The organism is Methanolobus sp. WCC1 (genome assembly GCF_045690315.1).
GTDB classification, from domain to species: Archaea; Halobacteriota; Methanosarcinia; order Methanosarcinales; family Methanosarcinaceae; genus Methanolobus; species Methanolobus tindarius.
Map to the genome: position 1 here is coordinate 251,410 of NZ_CP146979.1, position 17,240 is coordinate 268,649.

The following is a 17,240-nucleotide window of genomic DNA, read 5'->3' on the forward strand; positions in this document are numbered from 1 at the left end:
TGTGTAAAATGTTTTCTTATTAATGTCTTTTATCAGAATATCAGGAATGAACCCGATTTCTATGGTTGCTTGAGACCTTAGTAATCATTCCGGTATCTTGACAGGATATGAAAACATAACAAAGGAGTGTCAAATATAGATGTCCGGAGGATCTGGAAAGACCTCAGGTACCCTGTCATTGTCAGGACAGGGTTACATAGCGTTGCTGGGTGCAGCTTTAGCTTTTGTTCTGTTAATGTTCGTCTTCTTGCAAGCCAGCGCTTTATATGAAGAAAATCTGATACTTAACAAGAAATCAGAAGTTAACACACAATTATTCTCCAGTGGCAACACACTGGAAAACCATGTCAACAATGTTTTATCTCATCTTGACGGACTCGATGCTTTTATCAGGGCAAATCCTACACAAGAGGCGATGGATAAGCATTTTGAAGCGTTTGCATTCGGTTTATATTCCGGGTCACCAGCCATTCGTTCTATTGAAGTGTATACCAATTTTTCAGGAGCCTATGTTTATCCTCTTCAAGGTAATGAAATTGTAGCCAACCGCACGCTGGATGATCTGATTAACGATGAACGCCCGCAGGTTCGTAATGATGTACTAAAAGCCATTCAAACCCATGATGCTGTTATTACCGGTCCCTACGAAATGCAGCGTGGTGGCTATGGTATAGTAGTCCGGCAGCCGGTTTACATCAAAGATTCCTTGTGGGGCATTGTTACAATGGTCATCGATGTACCATCGTTGCTTCAGGCATCGGGATTAGTAGTTGGGAATGACAATATAGATGTAGCCTTACGTGACGACTCCGATCAGTTGTTATTTGGTTCAGATGACGTGTTCCGGATGGAGCATGAAATCTATTATGTTGTTCTCTCTGAGAGGACCTGGGAACTTGCTGCTGTCCCGATAGGTGGGTGGGATAACTCAGTGGCAGATACTTTACTGGTATTCCAAAAAGGCGGAATCATCATTGTCATCCTCCTGACATTAGTTGTATATCTTCTGCTGAGTTACAGTGTTTCCCTTAAAAAGGAAATTGAGACTCGTACAGCATCCTTGAATGAATCCGAAAACCGATATCGTCAGTTGTTTGACAATAACTCTGACTCGCTTTTCCTCATTGATGAAAATGGCAGGATACTGGATGCCAATAGGGTTGCAGAGGATCTTTACGGGTATAGCAGAAGTCATTTGTTGGGCATGGTTGCCTGGGATTTGTCCCCGGTTCATCTAAGTGATCCTTCCAAATTCCCGATTACAGAAATCATGAGTACTGGATTGCAGTTCCAGTGGACTCATGTACGCAAAGATGGTTCGCAGTTTCCGGTTGATATCAATGCCAGTCCAATTGTTCTGGATGGCCAGAAGTACATTCTTGCCAGTGTAAGGGATATTACTGAAAGTAAGAAAATAGAAAAAGCTCTTGTTGAAAGTGAAAAGAAATATCGCTTACTCACAGATACTGCAAGGGATTTCATAATAGTTCATGATCTGCAGGGCAAGTTACTCTATGCGAATAAAATTGCTGTGGAGTTCAGTGGTTATTCAGAATCCGAATTTCTCTCTAAAAACGTGACTGAATTCGTATCTCCTGATGAACAGAAAAAGATGTATGAGCGCAGAGGTCACCGTGTAAATCTCGATAGGAAAACCTTCCTTTATGAAACAAAATTCGTTGACAAAGATGGAAATGAAATTCCGATAGAGGTAAGTTCTGTTCCTATGGAAGACAAGGATGTCACGCCCAGCATCCTGATTGTTGCCCGTAATATCACTGAACGCAAGATCGCTGAGAAGAAGCTCCATGAAAATGAAGAAAAACTGAAATTGTTCATCGAACATGCTCCTGCCGCATTGACAATGCTGGATCGCGATATGCGACATATAGCAGTTAGCCGTAGATGGATGGAAGAGTATCACCTTGGGGATCAGGATATTATTGGAAAATCCCATTACGAAGTTTTCCCTGAAATAGGTGACAGGTGGAAAGAAGTTCATAAGAAGTGTATGAATGGTGAAGTTATTCGGTGTGAAGAGGATCTTTTCGAAAGGGAGGACGGAACAAAACAATGGTTACGTTGGGAGGTTCGACCCTGGCGAACTAACGATGATAAAATCGGTGGTATTGTAATTTTCTCGGAAGATATCACCGAACGCAAAATGACAGAGTCAGCGCTTATTAAAACCGAGGAAATGTTTGCTACAGTATTCAATACTGTGCCTGATAGCATTATACTCACATCTTTTGATGGTAACATCGTCAATGTCAATAATAGCTTCCTGAAGAATAAAGGATACAGAATAGATGAACTTCTTGGTTTTTCTCTCTGTGATCTTGCAATATGGCCTGACTCCGGCATATGTGATCAGTATATTAATCAGCTTAAGTTCAATGGAACTGTGCGAAATTTGGGAATTGATATTCGTACTAAAGAAGGCGAAAATCTCTCGGTTATAATTTCAGGGGATATTATTTCAACAGATTCTGAAAAGTATATACTTACAGTATTCAGGGACATAACTGATCTTAAAAACACAACAGACGAACTAAAGAGGAATAAATCCCTTTTAGATGAAGTTAGTGAGATAGCAAGTGTTGGTGGCTGGAGCCTGGATGTTTCATCAGGGGAAATAGAATGGACTCCTGAGGTATTCAATATTCATGATATGGACCCTGAGCCGGGAGGCACAGTAAATGTAAGCGAAGGTATGGATTACTATGCACCAGGTTCAAAAGAAATTATCAGCAAAGCTGTTCAGGACGCAATAGAGAAAGTGCAGCCATATGATCTTGAACTTGAGCTGATAACCGCAAAAGGTAATCATAAATGGGTTCGTGCAAGTGGTCGCCCAATTGTTACTGACAACAAGGTTGCAAAATTAATTGGTTCTTTCCAGGATATAACGGATCGTAAACTTTCAGAATTTGAACTTTTTAAACAGGATCGTTTACTCAACGAAATGGGAGATGTTGCAAAAATAGGAGGATGGGAGTTTGATGTTTTGTCCGGCAAATCCACATGGACCCGAGAGGTTGCGCTAATTCATGGGTTTGATCCAGATACCAAAGCAAATGTAGACCTGAGTTTGCAATATTATCCTCCGGATTCACGTGAAATAATTTCAAAAGCTTTCCAGAATGCTATTGAAAACGGAGAACCTTATGATCTTGAGCTCGAATTTATTTCTTCTGAAAATGTGCATAAATGGGTAAGGACAGGTGGGCAACCTGTTTTTGAAAATGGCAAAATTGTTAAAGTTGTTGGATTTTTACAGGACATAACTCATCTTAAAAAAGTCGAATTTGAACTCCAGAAAGAGAGAGTGCTTCTGGATGAAGTTGGTGAAATTGCAAGTATTGGCGGCTGGGAGTTTGATGTAGTCACCGGAGAAGGCACATGGACACCTGAAGTTGCAAGGATTCACGGAGTAGATCCTGACGATCCTACAAATGAAGATATAGGACTGAGTTTCTTCGTATCAGAATCAAAAGAGAGAATTGAGGCTGCCATCCAAAATGCGGTTGATAATGCTGAACCATATGATCTGGAACTTGAACTAATATCTGCAGACGGTGTGAACAAATGGGTACGTACCATTGGACGCCCTGTTTTAAAAGATGGTAAAGTTGTAAAGCTGACCGGCTCCATGCAGGACATAACTGAGCGTAAGATAGCTGCCGACATGTTACAGGAAAGTGAGCTTCGGGTAAGGAATAAGTTGAATGCTATTCTGGAACCGGAGGGGGATCTTGGGGAACTGGAACTTGCTGATATAGTTGATGTCGAGGCTCTGCAAAAATTGATGGATAAATTTTACCAGCTTACCAAAATGGGTGGAATGGCCATACTTGATCTCAAGGGCAATGTTCTGGTAGCTGTCGGGTGGCAGGATATTTGCACAAAATTCCATCGTGTCCATCCGGAGACATGTAAGCATTGTACTGAAAGTGATGTAGAACTGACTACAGGAGTAGAACCAGGTAAATTCAGGTTCTACAAATGCAAGAATAACATGTGGGATATGGTAACTCCCATTGTAATGGGGGGTTTGCATGTTGGAAACCTTTTCATTGGTCAGTTTTTCCTTGATGATGAAGAGATTTCCTATGAAACATTCAGGAATCAGGCAAATCAATATGGTTTTAACGAAAAGGAATACTTAGAAGCACTTGACAGGGTTCCACGCTGGAGCAGGGAAAAAGTGGATTCGCTGATGACTTATTATTCCCTCCTTACTAATCTGATATCCACATTAAGTTATAGTAATGTCAAGCTTGCAAGGACCCTGAACGAACGTGATGAACTGCTCACATCGCTTCATGAAAGTGAAGAACGGTTCCGTGCTACATTTGAACAGGCAGCTGTTGGTGTGTGTCTGGCCAACATGGATGGGTTCTTACTCCAGATGAATCAGCGCTTTTGTGATATTATAGGATATGATAACGAGGAACTTATCCGGATGAATTTTGCCGATATTACCTATCATGAAGACCTTGGTGACGAATTATCTATGGTTGAAGAGCTGGTTTTAGGAAAAAGAAAAGATTATTCCATCGAAAAACGATATGTTCGCAAAGATGGAAACTTGATATGGGTTAATGTCACTGTTGCAATTGTAAATTCCTCTACAGGTGAACCTCTGTATTTCATCGCCATGATAGAGGACATTGATTCCCGAAAGCAGGCTGAAGCGGAGATTAAACTGAAAAGCAATGCTCTGGAATATTCACTGAATGGTTTTGATATTATAAATTCAGAAGGTAAATTTATTTACGCCAACAAAGCATATCTTAAGATGTGGGGGTATGACGATATAAGTGAGATCCTGGGAACTTCTCCTGTCGGCCATTGTAATGACCCCGAAGTTCCGGCAGAGATTATGAGTAATCTAAAGGAAAAAGGCGAATATGCCATTGAATTTACAGCTCTGCGTAAAGATGGTTCCACTTTTGAAGTCCTGATGTATGCCCAGCTTTTTGAGGACATTCAGGGCAATGAAATCTATATGGGTTCTTCTGTTGATATTACAGATCGTAAAAAAGCAGAAGAAGAAATTCTTCGTTATAATGAACGCTTGAATATGCTTCATAATATCGATACGGATATTATTTCCTCAGTATCTTCCGAGGAGATTGCTAATGAAGTGCTTTATCATTTACGTAAACTGGTTCCATGTTCCATTGCAATTATAAGGCTTGTTGATGCCGATACTAACGAAAAAGTTGTTTTTGCAGTAGATTCTGAACACGAATCCCAGTTTGCCACTGGATCACGTTCTCCTCTTGATTCTTTACCCCAACTTGACAGATTAAAGGCCGGGGAAACAGTAATCATTCCTGATTTAAACAAATATAAAACACCGGATTCCGAACTGGGAAAGACATTTTCCGAAGAAGATGTACATTCGGGTTTTGTCGTGCCATTACTTATAGAAGGCGAATTGATGGGTATTTTAAGCCTTGCCTCAGATAAGCCTGATTTTTTTACAAAAGAATATCAGGAAATAGTAACAGAAATTGCAAACCAGCTTGCTATAGCTATACATCATTCAAGCCTGAATGATCAGGTGCGAAAACATGCGGAAGAACTCGAACTACGTGTGGCTGAACGCACATCCCAGCTACAGGAGGCTAATAAAGAACTTGAAGCCTTCACATATTCCGTATCTCACGACCTGCGTGCTCCTTTAAGGGCAATTGATGGTTTTTCAAGAATCATAACTGAGGATTATGAGGAGCTTTTTGATGATGAAGGAAAGCGCCTTTTCAATGTTATAAGGACCAATACACAGAAAATGGACAAACTTATCACAGACCTTCTGGGGCTTTCCAGAGTTGGAAGAAACGAAATGAATTGCGCTCTTATAAGCATGAATTTCATGGTAGAATCAGTCTTCAATGACCTGGCAGCAACTGAAAATAACCATGATATAAAGTTCAGTGTTTCCGAGCTTCCAGACAGTTATGCAGACTCTTCTCTTATAAAGCAAATATGGGTCAATCTGCTCTCTAATGCCATTAAATACAGTTCATCCCGGGAAAAAGGTGTAGTTGAAGTAGGTTCTTACACTGAAGATGCAATGAATGTTTACTATGTAAAGGACAACGGTGTGGGCTTTGATCCTAAATATTCTCATAAGCTCTTTGGAATATTCCAGCGTTTACATAGCGAGAAAGAATTTCCGGGGACAGGTGTAGGACTTGCCATAGTACAACGTATAGCAAGGAGGCATGGGGGAGATGTCTGGGCCGAAGGGGAACTTGATAAAGGAGCTACATTTTACTTTTCATTACCTATAAAAGAGGGAGACAATGTTTGCGGAGAATGAAGTTGAGATAGTACTTGTAGAGGACAATCCCAATGACAGGGAATTGGCTCTCAGGGCATTGAAAAAGAACAAGATAGCTAATAATATTGTTGTTCTTGAAGATGGGGAACAGGCTATTGATTATCTTTATGGCAGGGGAGAATTTGGAGATCGTGATACAAATGTAAATCCCCGTCTTGTTTTACTTGACCTAAAACTTCCAAAAATGGATGGTCTTGATGTTCTAAAAGTAATAAAAAGCGATCCGGATAAAAAAATGATTCCTGTTGTGATGTTAACCTCATCAAAAGAAGAATCTGATGTTGTTGAAAGCTATCGGCTTGGGGTTAACAGTTATATTGTAAAACCAGTAGATTTCGATAATTTCGTGGAAGCAATACGCAATATTGGTTTTTACTGGCTATTGATGAATGAAAGCCCTAACAAGAAGGAGTGATCTATGGAGCAAAATTCTGATTTGCGAATACTGTTCGTAGAGGATGTCCCTTCTGATATGGAGCTGGCAGAGAGGATACTGCGGAAAGATGGATTGATTTTTAGCTCCATAAGAGTAGAGACTGCCGATGAATTCCTGAAACAGTTAGATGAATTCAAACCCCACCTGATTATTTCCGATTACAGCCTTCCTGTTTTTGATGGCATGAGGGCACTCAAATTGCTTCTGGAATATGATAGCAGCATTCCGTTTATAGTTTTCACTGGCTCCCTCAATGAGGAAACAGCAGTAAAATGTATGAAAGAAGGTGCGACGGATTATGTTCTCAAGGATCGTATCAAAAGATTGCCTTATTCAGTAAGGGAAGCTCTTGATAAAAAAGAAGCACGTGTGGCTAAAGAAGTTGCAGAAGATTCCCTCAAGGCAAGTGAGGAACGATTAAAGCTTGCTATGGAAGTTTCAGGTCAGGGTTTCTGGGACTGGGATATGGATACTGATAAAGTATATTTCAGTAAGGGCTGGTATTCCATGTTTGGATATAATCCTGGTGACCTGCCGGAAACATTTGATGCATGGAAATCAATTTTACATCCGGAAGATCAGGATGTTGTCATTTCCAGATTACTTGATAATCTGCGAAACAGGGAGCCATTCCAGATGGATTTCAGGATGTGTTCAAGTGATGGCACATGGATATGGATTACAGGTCATGGGAAACCCTTTGATATTGATAAAAACAATGTTCCTCACAGGTCTATTGGAACCTGTATTAATATAACAGACAGAAAACTTGCCGAGGAGCAGATGCTAAGAGCAAGAATTGCTGCTGAGGAGGCTAACCAGTATAAAAATGAGCTGCTGGCCAACATTACCCACGAACTTAAAACTCCTCTGAGTTCTGTTATCGGCTTTTCCGATGTATTGCTGGAAGGTGTATCCGGCCAACTGAATGAGTCACAGCAGGAGTATATTTCAATAATCAACAAAAGTGGAGCCAGGTTACTTGAGCTTGTTAACAGGATGCTGGATTTATCCATGATAGAATCAGGTCGGATGGATTTGAGCTATGAAAGTTTCAGTCCTGATTATGTTCTTTCTATTGTTCTTAAAAGGTCAAGTTCACTGGCTGCCAAAAAGAATATTTGTGTAAATTCAGCTATCGACCCCGGTCTTGAAGAAATAATAGCTGATGCCGATAAGGTTACCGAGATGCTTTACAATGTCGTGGAAAACTCAATTAAATTTACTCCGGAAGGCGGTAAGATATCAATATCTGTAAAGGAAAATTCTGATTATGTTTATTTTGGAGTTTCTGATACGGGAATTGGAATTGAGAAAAAAAATATGGAAAGAATATTCGAACCTTTTGTACAGTTAGATGGTTCTGTAAGCCGCAAACATGGCGGTGTGGGGCTGGGCCTGATGCTTGTCAGGGAATATGTAAAAATGCATAACGGCGACATTCAGGTCGAAAGTGAATATGGCAAAGGAACTACATTCACGCTTAAACTACCCAGAGTTCCTGAAAACCTGAAACAGAATATGCAGGCAAGTTTTGTTGGGAATTAATTGTTATTCAGTCAAATGGATAGTCAAACCAGTCAACAGATCCCGGCCTGAATTCCTCTTCAAGTTCTTCTGTATTGCCGTTTCGCAGTCCCCGGATTATTCGCATGATAGCCTTCTCTGTATTGTCTGCACTTTCTCCGCTAGTATCAAGTTCAAAGACTTTTTCACACCACTCCACTGATTCTGCAAGGATTATATCAAGAGCCTCAGCTTCGAGATTTTCCTTTACTTTTTCTTCGGAGTAATTCCTTTTTTCAAGTCTTCCTCTTAGTATTGCAGGGTCAGTTCTCAGTACAATAACAATATCAGCAATGTGGTGGGAGAGGTGACTATCAACTATCGTTACAGGATATGACCTGTCATGAAGCTCAAGGACTCTGTCATAAACCCTGTCCATATCAGCAACAACACAGTCTCTTTCCGAATCAACTTCAGAGTAGAGTTTTTCTTCTTTTATCAGTTCATTGAGATGGATTACCTGATAGAACCGCTCCTTTTCAAGCAGTTTTGTCACAGATGTTTTTCCAGTTCCCGGAGTTCCTGTGATACCGATAAGCATAGTTAAGAATAAGTATACTAGTGCTTAATTCTTGTGATGTTCTTTGGTTTGCATTAATAATTTTTCTCCCTTAATTACATATACTAAAATTGCATAATACATAATAGTGGGGAGAGCTTTAAGGTGGATAAACTATGTTATCCTCTTTTCTTTCTGCATTGAACATCGGAGTGGGAAATATAGCATAGCCGGAAATACTGCTGTAGCAATACGATGTATGATGGTGAAAAGTTAAATTAAGATGTTCCTAGCGGATGCTGTATTTCATCAGATTATTTAAACAAAATAAACAAAGGAGAATAAAATGGCGTCTTTAATAGGACTTTCTATAGCATTTCTAGTATTGGCCCTGGTAGCTTACATTTTTGGAGCAAGAGGAATTGCTGGTTTGTCTATGGAAATTGCAAAATGGCTGGTAGTTATCTTTGTGATACTTGCGATCATATCTTTTTTCTTCTAACAAAAACCGGCTATTGATTTGATTTCTTAACAACAGAAAAGTGTAAATTCATCTTTTTTTGCGATGAATTACAAATTTAATTTTTGTTATCAGATGTTTTTCTTATCCTGAAATCCTGATAGGTTCCTTCCAGTAATCTCCGTTTCTTGCAGAATCAACAGACTTTCTTGCTCCAGTCCAGCGTTTTCTCCAGGAAGCTTCCCATGGTCTGTTTTTTGGATTAATGCCATATTTTCCCAAATGAATACTTCCTCCTTTGTCTTTTGTTTTTGTATATGGAAAATTGCAGAGAATTCTCTAAGCAATCTGGAAATGAGTTACAGAGTAAAATCTCTGCAACAATAATTAGCTAGTTCTTTTGCATCTGTTCAGCAATTTTCAGGAAATTCTTGACAATCCACAATCCTTCTTCGGTAAGTATGGATTCCGGATGGAATTGTACACCGTACACTGGATATTCTTTGTGTTCAACTGCCATGATTATATCATCATCTGTCTTTGCAGTGACTTTGAGGTCATCTGCCAGTTTCTCAATGGCAAGTGAATGGTATCTTCCACCCTTAAACTTGTTATCAAGTCCTTCAAAAAGCGGAGATTCCTCATGACTGATATCAGATGTTTTTCCATGAATCGGGCCACCCTTTGCATGTCCGATGGTTCCGCCAAACGCGGTATTTATCGCCTGGTGGCCAAGACAAACTCCGAGTACAGGTTTTTCAGGACCAAATTCCCTGATAACATCAAGGCATGAACCAATATCTTCTGCTTTGTGAGGTGTGCCAGGTCCCGGGGAAATCACGATTGCATCAGGGTTGATTTCCTTTACTTCTTCAAGGGAAATGGTGTTAGGAACGACCATGGTATCAGGTTCGTATATGGACACATAGTCCACAAGATTCCAGACAAAAGAATCCTTGTTGTTTATGAACAATACCTTCATTGTTTTCCTCCTATGGCCTTTATCATTGCAGCCATTTTCCTTTCGGTTTCGTTGTATTCGTATGTCGGGTCCGAGTCAGCTACAATACCGGCTCCTGCCTGTACGTAAGCTGTGTTATTCTTGATAAGAACTGTCCTTATAACAATTGCAAAGTCTGCGTCTCCATTCCATGAATAGTAACCGACGCCGCCGCCATAGATGCCTCTTGACTCAGGTTCAAGGTCATCTATTATTTCCATTGCCCTTATCTTTGGTGCACCGGAAAGTGTTCCGGCAGGGAATATGGCACGTGTAGCATCGAACTGGTCACATTCGTCCCTGAGTTCTCCGCTGACTGTACTTTCGATGTGCTGGAGGTGGGAATACTTAACCACGCTCATAAGGTCGTCAACTTTAACGGTCCCTCCTTTTGAGACCATTCTGACATCATTGCGTCCAAGGTCAACAAGCATCACGTGTTCTGCACGTTCTTTCTTGTCGCTTAGCATCTCCTGTGCAAGTTCTCTGTCCTCTTCATCATTATTTCCACGTGGACAGGTTCCTGCTATTGGGTTTGTGATGACTTTCCTGTCAAAGACTGTCATAAGTGTTTCGGGGCTTGCACCCACGATACCGATATCCTTGAAGTTGAAGATATACATGTAAGGACTCGGATTGATGTTCCTGAGTCTGATGTAGAGTTGCAGTGGTGTCTGCTTCATTTTCACAGTGTATCTGCGTGAAGGGACTACCTGGAAAATATCACCGTCAATGATGTGCTGTTTTGCAATTTTCACAGCTTCTTCATAGGCCGCCTGCTCCATATTGGCTACCGGCTCGTCAGTGTCCGCTGCAGGAATATCCTCACTGATACTAATGACTGAAGCCATCTGAAGTGACCTTTCCATGAGTTGAGCTTCAGATACAGCGTGATTGTAAACGTCCGCAAGGTCACTTGATTCAGTTACAAAGGGTGTGATTACTATGTATGTCTCGTTTGTTATATGGTCGAAGACAAAGGTCTTTGACATGATTGCGAAATGCATGTCAGGTACATCTGCATCAGGTTTCTTGTCCCGGTCTAACCATGAATCGTAAACAAGGTCGTAGCTGTTATAACCGATAGCTCCTCCCAGGAATGTCTGCCTGTCAAAACGTTTCTGGTTTAGCATCTGAGTTCCTGTGCTTGTAGGATATATCTTCCTGAAAGCCGCCAGGGCATCGTCATCTTCGTTTACCTTTACCCTGAACTTGCCACCGATAAGTGACTCTACATCTCCCATTGACTTGAGCTTGTTGTAGATGTGCTTTGTAAGTTCGGAGTTCATCTGGCATTCGATTGTGATATATCTGTCTTTGATGGCTACAACCATCTCAGGCTCGTAACCTACAAATGAATACCTTGCATGCCTTTTTTGCTTTTCAACTGATTCAAGCAGATAGGAATGTCCTGCATTCTGCAGGGTTGCATAGAGTTGTAGCGGGCTGCAAATGCTATCCACTTTTGTCATGAGCTGCACTATGGCAGGCTTCTGTGAATTTTCAACGAGGGTTTTGAAATCCTCGATATTAAGATCAAAATCAACCATTGATACACCTTGCTTCTTTTATAAACCTGCATACCTTTGCAGGGTCTTTCTTTCCATCTGTTTCCACACCTGAAGCTGTATCCACGGCAAAGGGCATTACCTTGTTAACCGCATCCCTGACATTATCAGCTTTCAATCCTCCGGCAAGTATCACCGGGGCTTCTGTGTTCTCTACTATTTTCCTGCTGATTGACCAGTCGTGCACAAGTCCTGTGCCGCCACTTGCTCCTGCCTTACCTGAATCAAGGAGTATGCCGTCTATCAGGTCATTCTCATAGAGGGAATCTATCTCTGCCATCATTTCAGATGGCAGTTCCCTGCATTCCACCGGCACGACAAATGTCCTGATTATCTTCTGGTGTGTTTTGTTACGTATGATCGCTATTTCATCTGCGCTGAGATTGTTATGAATCTGAACTACATCCGGCCTGACTTTCTCAATTAGTTCCAGAGCTTCCTGTCCGTTTTCTGGCATTATCACAAGCACTGAGTCAACAAAGAAAGGCACTTTCTTTACGAGTTCTGAAGCAGTCTGCGCGTCCAGTTTCCTGGGTGTGTTCACAGGAACTTCTGTGATGAAGCCCACAGCGTCGGCTCCGCAGCTTACTGCCAGTTCGATATCCTCAGCAGTTTTCATTCCGCATATCTTAACTCTGGGCAGATGCTTCATCTATGACTCCCTGAATGTTGTCATCATCACTAAATTCTATGAGTTTTGTCAGTGCTTTGCCGCTGTCAAGAATTTCCTCTACCATAGGAATTGCTTCTTTGACAGAGGCTGCCTTGCCGGCAACATAAAGTGCAGCGGCCGAGTTCATTACAATGATGTCTCTCTTCGGTCCCTTCTCACCCTTCAATATTCTTATGATATCTGTTGCATTCTCCTTAGGTGTGCCGCCTGCAATATCCTCCGGAGTTGCTCTGTTTATTCCAAGTTCTTCTGGAGTGAGTGTGTAAGTAGTGATGTTTCCGTCTTTGAGTTCAGCAACGTATGTTTCTGAGAAATTGGATATCTCATCCATGCCGTCACCGTGAACTACCATTGCCCTGTCAACACCGAGCTTTTTCATGACCTGGGCGAAGGGCTCGCAGAGACTTTTGTCAAATACGCCTACAAGCTGCACTTTAGCATTAGCAGGGTTGGTGAGTGGTCCGAGTATGTTGAAAACAGTTCTTACTCCCATTTCCTGTCTGATTGGTCCAACCCTTTTCATGGCAGGATGGAAGATCGGTGCGAACATGAATCCGATTCCGTTCTTTTCTATAGACTGGGTTACTTCTTCAGGTGCTTTGTCCACTTTTATTCCGAGTTCTCTCAGGACATCGGCACTACCGGAAAGTGAGGTTATTGAGCGGTTACCGTGCTTTGCGACAGCCACGCCGGTTGCTGCGGTAACTATTGCAGATGCTGTTGAGATATTGATGGTGTTACGCTTGTCTCCGCCGGTTCCCACTACATCCACAAGTGCACCTTCAACTTTCGGGGCAATTGTGTTTGCAGCTTTTTTCATACCGGTTGCAAAACCTGCAATCTCATCCGGGGTCTCTCCCTTCATTTTAAGAGCAATGAGGAGGCCGCCTATCTGTGCGTCTGTGGCCTCTGTGAATATCTTTGTGATAGCATCCTCCGCTTCTGTAATTGTGAGGTCCTGCTTTTCACTTACTTTCTTGATGTAGTCCTTCATGTTAGCACCTTTCAACGCAATAATGTATATATATGTACAATATTGATTAAAGATGACTAATTATATTTAAGGATTATGGGTTTGGATGCTTTGTGTAGAAAATAGTATTTTTGCTTGACTTTATACCTATAATCCTAATTTCAAAATTTGCTTTTTTCTATTTTCATAAGTAGTTTAGTCTACATCCAGAAATGTCATAATTCAAAAAATATAGTAATTTCAATCATATCTTGTATATACAGTAATTTTTAAGTAATTTGTATACTTTTGAACAGCAAATCTCATTTTATTCAAATATCGGAGACAAATAATGAAAATAAGAGTTGTAAGTTCAAAAGAAGAAATCAATAACATTGGTCCAAATGAGGAAATGATTCATCTTGCCTTCAGGCCATCAAATACAGACATCTTAACACTCATAACAAACTGTCCTGATGTGAAAGCACTTCACATACCAACTTCCTATATAAAAACAATTTCCAAATCCACTCAGATGTTTTTGGATATGAAAGGCGTTGCACTCATAGAAGGTGATGTATGGGGTCATAGAAAGGACATCAATGAGTACTCTGAAGTTTCAGAAACTGTATATGAACGTTTCGAACAGTTCAGGAAAGATGGTCTTTCTGATGATGAAATTGCAGCAAAGATGGAACGAGAACTGCATATGAGCACTGATCTGATTAAGTTCCTGCTTAAAAACAAAAAGTGATGTTATTCAGATAACTGAATACCTTATTCTTTTTACACAACAATATAAAGGGTGATTTCGGTTTACAAATGAAAATACGTCAGAAATTAATAAACAAAACGAAGAGTAAACATAAACATCAGTTTAATGTCTGCTCTCCGCACAAAGCTCTGCCTTTATCGGTCAATTTGTATGATTTCATATTCATGCTTCTGGAAGAAAGTTCAGGGCCTGCGCAGACCCTTGAACAGCCTTTGCAGCCGCCTGAACACTCATGTACTGCTGCATTTTCAATACAGCATTCGATGTCGCCTTTTTTTTCCATGATAGCAAGCAAGTCCTTGAACTCATCCTGCCGCAAGTTAAGCCTGTCAGCAATGGTTCGTGTGGTAAGGTTCTCTCTTGAATCCATCATCTTTGCCATTCTTCTAAGAAAATATCTGTATCCTACTACCATTAAGCTCCCTCCCTGAATACAAGTACTTCATTAAGTGAGAAACTGTCCTTCCAGTGGAATATTCCAAAAAGCGAAAGTATTCCCAGGTAAATTCCAGGTCTGAATGCTTCCATTATGCTCCAGCCTTCGTAATCATCTGGAACTATGAATGAATCCAGCAGGTTGCCACCCATGATAAGCAGGTAAACTGCCGCAAATATCAGTGACATCAGGATTCCCACGTAAACAAAAGAGACTCCTGCATTAATACCCTGAAGCATCTCCCGCAGTCCGTTGAGGAATACTGCACCAATTACTACAAGACAGAGTCCACCAAGGATGTCTCCCGGAATAAACAATAATCCTGCCATTCCCGTATCGATTCCAAGACCCTCTACAATGTGCAGGAGTCCAAAGAAAGCATACAGCACTCCCGCGAGTGCTGCAAATGCCATTTCTTTATTGCCGTAACTTCTTTTCATATCTATTATCTCCCTAATGTTTCAGGTCATAGTATCAGGCCAGCAGCCCCATGCGTGTGCCGACCTGATATATCACAAATGCAAATACCCATGCCAGTGTGGTTCCGTAAGCCAGCTGGAACAATGTCCATTTCCAGGAACCTGTTTCTCTTTTAATCACACCTATGCAGGCGAAACATGGTACGTAAAGGAGGGTAAACACCATGAGTCCAAGTGCTGCAAGAGGTGTCATTGCTCCGGCTGCCAGAATGTTTGAGAGGCTCTCTTCGTCCTCTCCAACTCCGTAAAGCACTCCCATGGAACCTACTACAATTTCTTTTGCCACAACACCGAAGACCAGTGCCACCGCGATCTTCCAGTCAAATCCAAGTGGTGCGACAAGAGGTTCGAGTATCTGCCCTATCATTCCGATTACGGATTCTGTTGTGCCATAAACCTCTTCGGACGCGAATGTTCCACTGCTTCCGGGAGCAGGAATTGATGCCAGTAACCATACACCGACCACACCGATCAGAATGATTGTACCGGCTTTCTTGAGGTATATCTTTCCTCGCTCCCACATGTGGATAAGACTTCCCTTAAGAGTTGGTAACTTATATGACGGGAGTTCCATGATGAAAGGTGTATCTTCTCCCTGCAGGATGGTACTGCGCATGAGTTTTGCACTTAATACGGCGACCAGGATTCCAAGAGCATACAGACCAAAGATGACAACTCCTGCGTCATGCCCGAAGAAAGCACCGGCCAGGAGAACATAAACTGGGAGCCTTGCTCCGCAGGACACAAAAGGAGCTATCAGGATGGTGATGAGCCTGTCTCTGGTGTCTTCGATGGTACGGGTAGCCATAATGGCAGGCACGTTACATCCGAATCCCATTACAAGGGGTATGAAAGATTTGCCGTGAAGCCCGAACTTGCTCATGACTTTATCCATTATGAATGCGGCTCTGGACATGTAACCGCTGTCTTCCATAAGAGAAATCATGAAGAAGAGCAGGAGGATGTTTGGAAGGAAAATGATCACTGACCCTACACCTGCGATCATTCCTTCTCCGATAAGGGATGCCATCCACGGGACAGGAATTACGTTTGTTGCTGTTTCTGCCATCCATCCGAAGAATATATCGATTATATTCATGAATGGGGTTCCAAATGTGAAAGTAACTTCAAAAGCAGCCCACATGAGCGACAGGAAAATCGGTATTCCCAGTACTTTGTTTGTTACTACTCTGTCCACCATGTCAGATCCGGTGAGACGGCATGTATTGATGTTACATACCTGTTTCAGCATTGTCTGTATAGTCTTGTATCTCTGGTCTGCTACCTTTGCTTCAAGAGTTTCAGCATCGGTTTGATTCAGTATTTTTTGTATTTTCGGGTAACTATCACTCTCCCTTGTTTTTTTGATTATGTTCTCGTCGCCCTCAAGCAACTTTAAACTGAACCATCGTGAAGGATAATGTGCAAAATACGGGTCACTGTCAAGAACAACTCCAAGTTTTTCCACATTATCTTCTATCTGGTCATCGTAGGTGAATACATTCTCTGTGACCCTTGTTTTGTGTAATTCATCTGTGACTGCATCAAGAAGACCTTCTATTCCATTTCCTTTGCTTCCTATCGTGGATATAACCGGAACTTCCAGAAATTCCTGCATCTTCTTTTCATCGATATTGTCACCTTTTGTGAGGGCAAGGTCTGTCATATTGAGTGCAATCACAAGTCGGACTCCAAGTTCCATTAACTGGGTCGTGAGGTACATGTTCCTCTCAAGGTTTGTTGCGTCAATGACCTGCACTACAACGTCCGGTTTTTCCTCAATAATGAAATCACGGGCAATAATCTCATCAAGAGAGTATGCCGTGAGACTGTATGTTCCCGGGAGGTCAACAATCTCCATCATCACATCATTGTGCACTTTTTTACCGATCTTGCGTTCCACCGTAACGCCGGGCCAGTTGCCCACGTGCTGTTTTGAACCCGTTATTGCGTTGAATATTGAAGTCTTTCCAACATTCGGGTTCCCGGCAAGTGCAACAGTAATTTTTTCTGTCATTCTACCACCATTGTCTCTATTTCA

14 protein-coding genes are annotated in these 17,240 nt (G+C 41.5%); 5 read left to right on the forward strand and 9 right to left on the reverse strand.

What is annotated here, in order from left to right; translation table 11 throughout:
* Window positions 1-139 precede the first annotated feature (139 nt).
* Genes V7O61_RS01285 through V7O61_RS01295 form a run of 3 tightly spaced genes read left to right on the forward strand, consistent with a single transcriptional unit; the run spans window position 140 to window position 8,339 of the window.
* On the forward strand, window positions 140-6,334 hold the full coding sequence (locus V7O61_RS01285; RefSeq protein ID WP_407282992.1) for a PAS domain S-box protein: 6,195 nt from the start codon (window positions 140-142) through the stop codon (window positions 6,332-6,334).
* Window positions 6,318-6,770 (forward strand): response regulator, encoded by a 453-nt coding sequence (locus tag V7O61_RS01290; protein ID WP_288069642.1) that lies wholly within the window; start codon window positions 6,318-6,320, stop codon window positions 6,768-6,770. The genes V7O61_RS01285 and V7O61_RS01290 overlap by 17 nt, the downstream gene beginning before the upstream one ends.
* Before the next feature lie 3 nt (window positions 6,771-6,773).
* Window positions 6,774-8,339: an ATP-binding protein gene (locus V7O61_RS01295; protein WP_407282991.1), complete on the forward strand. Its 1,566-nt coding sequence runs from the start codon at window positions 6,774-6,776 to the stop codon at window positions 8,337-8,339.
* A gap of 7 nt (window positions 8,340-8,346) precedes the next feature.
* Here the strand turns inward: V7O61_RS01295 and V7O61_RS01300 are convergent, their stop codons facing one another.
* Window positions 8,347-8,898 carry an adenylate kinase family protein gene (locus V7O61_RS01300; protein WP_023844864.1) on the reverse strand — a complete coding sequence of 184 codons (552 nt, stop codon included), beginning with the start codon at window positions 8,896-8,898 and terminating at the stop codon, window positions 8,347-8,349.
* Window positions 8,899-9,202: 304 nt separating this feature from the next.
* Between V7O61_RS01300 and V7O61_RS01305 the strand changes: the two genes are divergently transcribed.
* Window positions 9,203-9,358, forward strand: coding sequence for a DUF1328 domain-containing protein (locus tag V7O61_RS01305; protein ID WP_023844863.1), 156 nt, complete (start codon window positions 9,203-9,205; stop codon window positions 9,356-9,358).
* Window positions 9,359-9,460: 102 nt separating this feature from the next.
* Here the strand turns inward: V7O61_RS01305 and V7O61_RS01310 are convergent, their stop codons facing one another.
* The 5 genes from V7O61_RS01310 to trpD all read right to left on the reverse strand — a co-directional run bounded on the left by V7O61_RS01310 (window position 9,461) and on the right by trpD (window position 13,551).
* Window positions 9,461-9,598 carry a hypothetical protein gene (locus V7O61_RS01310; protein WP_156916251.1) on the reverse strand — a complete coding sequence of 46 codons (138 nt, stop codon included), beginning with the start codon at window positions 9,596-9,598 and terminating at the stop codon, window positions 9,461-9,463.
* Window positions 9,599-9,707: 109 nt separating this feature from the next.
* Window positions 9,708-10,298 (reverse strand): anthranilate synthase component II, encoded by a 591-nt coding sequence (locus V7O61_RS01315; protein ID WP_407282990.1) that lies wholly within the window; start codon window positions 10,296-10,298, stop codon window positions 9,708-9,710.
* Entirely contained in the window at window positions 10,295-11,866 is a 1,572-nt protein-coding gene (gene trpE, locus V7O61_RS01320; RefSeq protein WP_407282989.1) for an anthranilate synthase component I, read from the reverse strand. Before trpE ends, V7O61_RS01315 begins: the two co-directional genes overlap by 4 nt.
* Window positions 11,859-12,536 carry a phosphoribosylanthranilate isomerase gene (locus tag V7O61_RS01325; RefSeq protein WP_407282988.1) on the reverse strand — a complete coding sequence of 226 codons (678 nt, stop codon included), beginning with the start codon at window positions 12,534-12,536 and terminating at the stop codon, window positions 11,859-11,861. The genes trpE and V7O61_RS01325 overlap by 8 nt, the downstream gene beginning before the upstream one ends.
* Window positions 12,514-13,551, reverse strand: a complete 1,038-nt coding sequence (trpD, locus tag V7O61_RS01330) for an anthranilate phosphoribosyltransferase (RefSeq protein ID WP_407282987.1) — start codon at window positions 13,549-13,551, stop codon at window positions 12,514-12,516. The genes V7O61_RS01325 and trpD overlap by 23 nt, the downstream gene beginning before the upstream one ends.
* 310 nt (window positions 13,552-13,861) lie before the next feature.
* Between trpD and V7O61_RS01335 the strand changes: the two genes are divergently transcribed.
* Window positions 13,862-14,263: a DUF1699 family protein gene (locus tag V7O61_RS01335; protein ID WP_407282986.1), complete on the forward strand. Its 402-nt coding sequence runs from the start codon at window positions 13,862-13,864 to the stop codon at window positions 14,261-14,263.
* A gap of 118 nt (window positions 14,264-14,381) precedes the next feature.
* Here the strand turns inward: V7O61_RS01335 and V7O61_RS01340 are convergent, their stop codons facing one another.
* Genes V7O61_RS01340 through feoB form a run of 3 tightly spaced genes read right to left on the reverse strand, consistent with a single transcriptional unit; the run spans window position 14,382 to window position 17,216 of the window.
* On the reverse strand, window positions 14,382-14,699 hold the full coding sequence (locus V7O61_RS01340) for a FeoC-like transcriptional regulator (protein ID WP_023844857.1): 318 nt from the start codon (window positions 14,697-14,699) through the stop codon (window positions 14,382-14,384).
* A complete protein-coding gene (locus V7O61_RS01345) occupies window positions 14,699-15,160 on the reverse strand; it encodes a hypothetical protein (protein WP_023844856.1) in 462 nt (153 codons plus the stop codon). Before V7O61_RS01345 ends, V7O61_RS01340 begins: the two co-directional genes overlap by 1 nt.
* Before the next feature lie 34 nt (window positions 15,161-15,194).
* Window positions 15,195-17,216, reverse strand: a complete 2,022-nt coding sequence (feoB, locus tag V7O61_RS01350) for a ferrous iron transport protein B (RefSeq protein WP_407282985.1) — start codon at window positions 17,214-17,216, stop codon at window positions 15,195-15,197.
* Window positions 17,217-17,240: the final 24 nt, after the last annotated feature.

Excerpts from the sequence above, each read along its gene's own strand:
- V7O61_RS01315 (WP_407282990.1), bottom strand. The coding sequence starts at position 10,298 with ATGAAGGTATTGTTCATAAACAACAAGGATTCTTTTGTCTGGAATCTT.
- V7O61_RS01290 (WP_288069642.1), top strand. The coding sequence starts at position 6,318 with ATGTTTGCGGAGAATGAAGTTGAGATAGTACTTGTAGAGGACAATCCC.
- V7O61_RS01340 (WP_023844857.1), bottom strand. The coding sequence starts at position 14,699 with ATGGTAGTAGGATACAGATATTTTCTTAGAAGAATGGCAAAGATGATG.
- V7O61_RS01325 (WP_407282988.1), bottom strand. The coding sequence starts at position 12,536 with ATGAAGCATCTGCCCAGAGTTAAGATATGCGGAATGAAAACTGCTGAG.
- V7O61_RS01285 (WP_407282992.1), top strand. The coding sequence starts at position 140 with ATGTCCGGAGGATCTGGAAAGACCTCAGGTACCCTGTCATTGTCAGGA.
- V7O61_RS01300 (WP_023844864.1), bottom strand. The coding sequence starts at position 8,898 with ATGCTTATCGGTATCACAGGAACTCCGGGAACTGGAAAAACATCTGTG.
- trpE (WP_407282989.1), bottom strand. The coding sequence starts at position 11,866 with ATGGTTGATTTTGATCTTAATATCGAGGATTTCAAAACCCTCGTTGAA.
- feoB (WP_407282985.1), bottom strand. The coding sequence starts at position 17,216 with ATGACAGAAAAAATTACTGTTGCACTTGCCGGGAACCCGAATGTTGGA.
- V7O61_RS01305 (WP_023844863.1), top strand. The coding sequence starts at position 9,203 with ATGGCGTCTTTAATAGGACTTTCTATAGCATTTCTAGTATTGGCCCTG.
- V7O61_RS01345 (WP_023844856.1), bottom strand. The coding sequence starts at position 15,160 with ATGAAAAGAAGTTACGGCAATAAAGAAATGGCATTTGCAGCACTCGCG.
- V7O61_RS01335 (WP_407282986.1), top strand. The coding sequence starts at position 13,862 with ATGAAAATAAGAGTTGTAAGTTCAAAAGAAGAAATCAATAACATTGGT.
- V7O61_RS01295 (WP_407282991.1), top strand. The coding sequence starts at position 6,774 with ATGGAGCAAAATTCTGATTTGCGAATACTGTTCGTAGAGGATGTCCCT.
- trpD (WP_407282987.1), bottom strand. The coding sequence starts at position 13,551 with ATGAAGGACTACATCAAGAAAGTAAGTGAAAAGCAGGACCTCACAATT.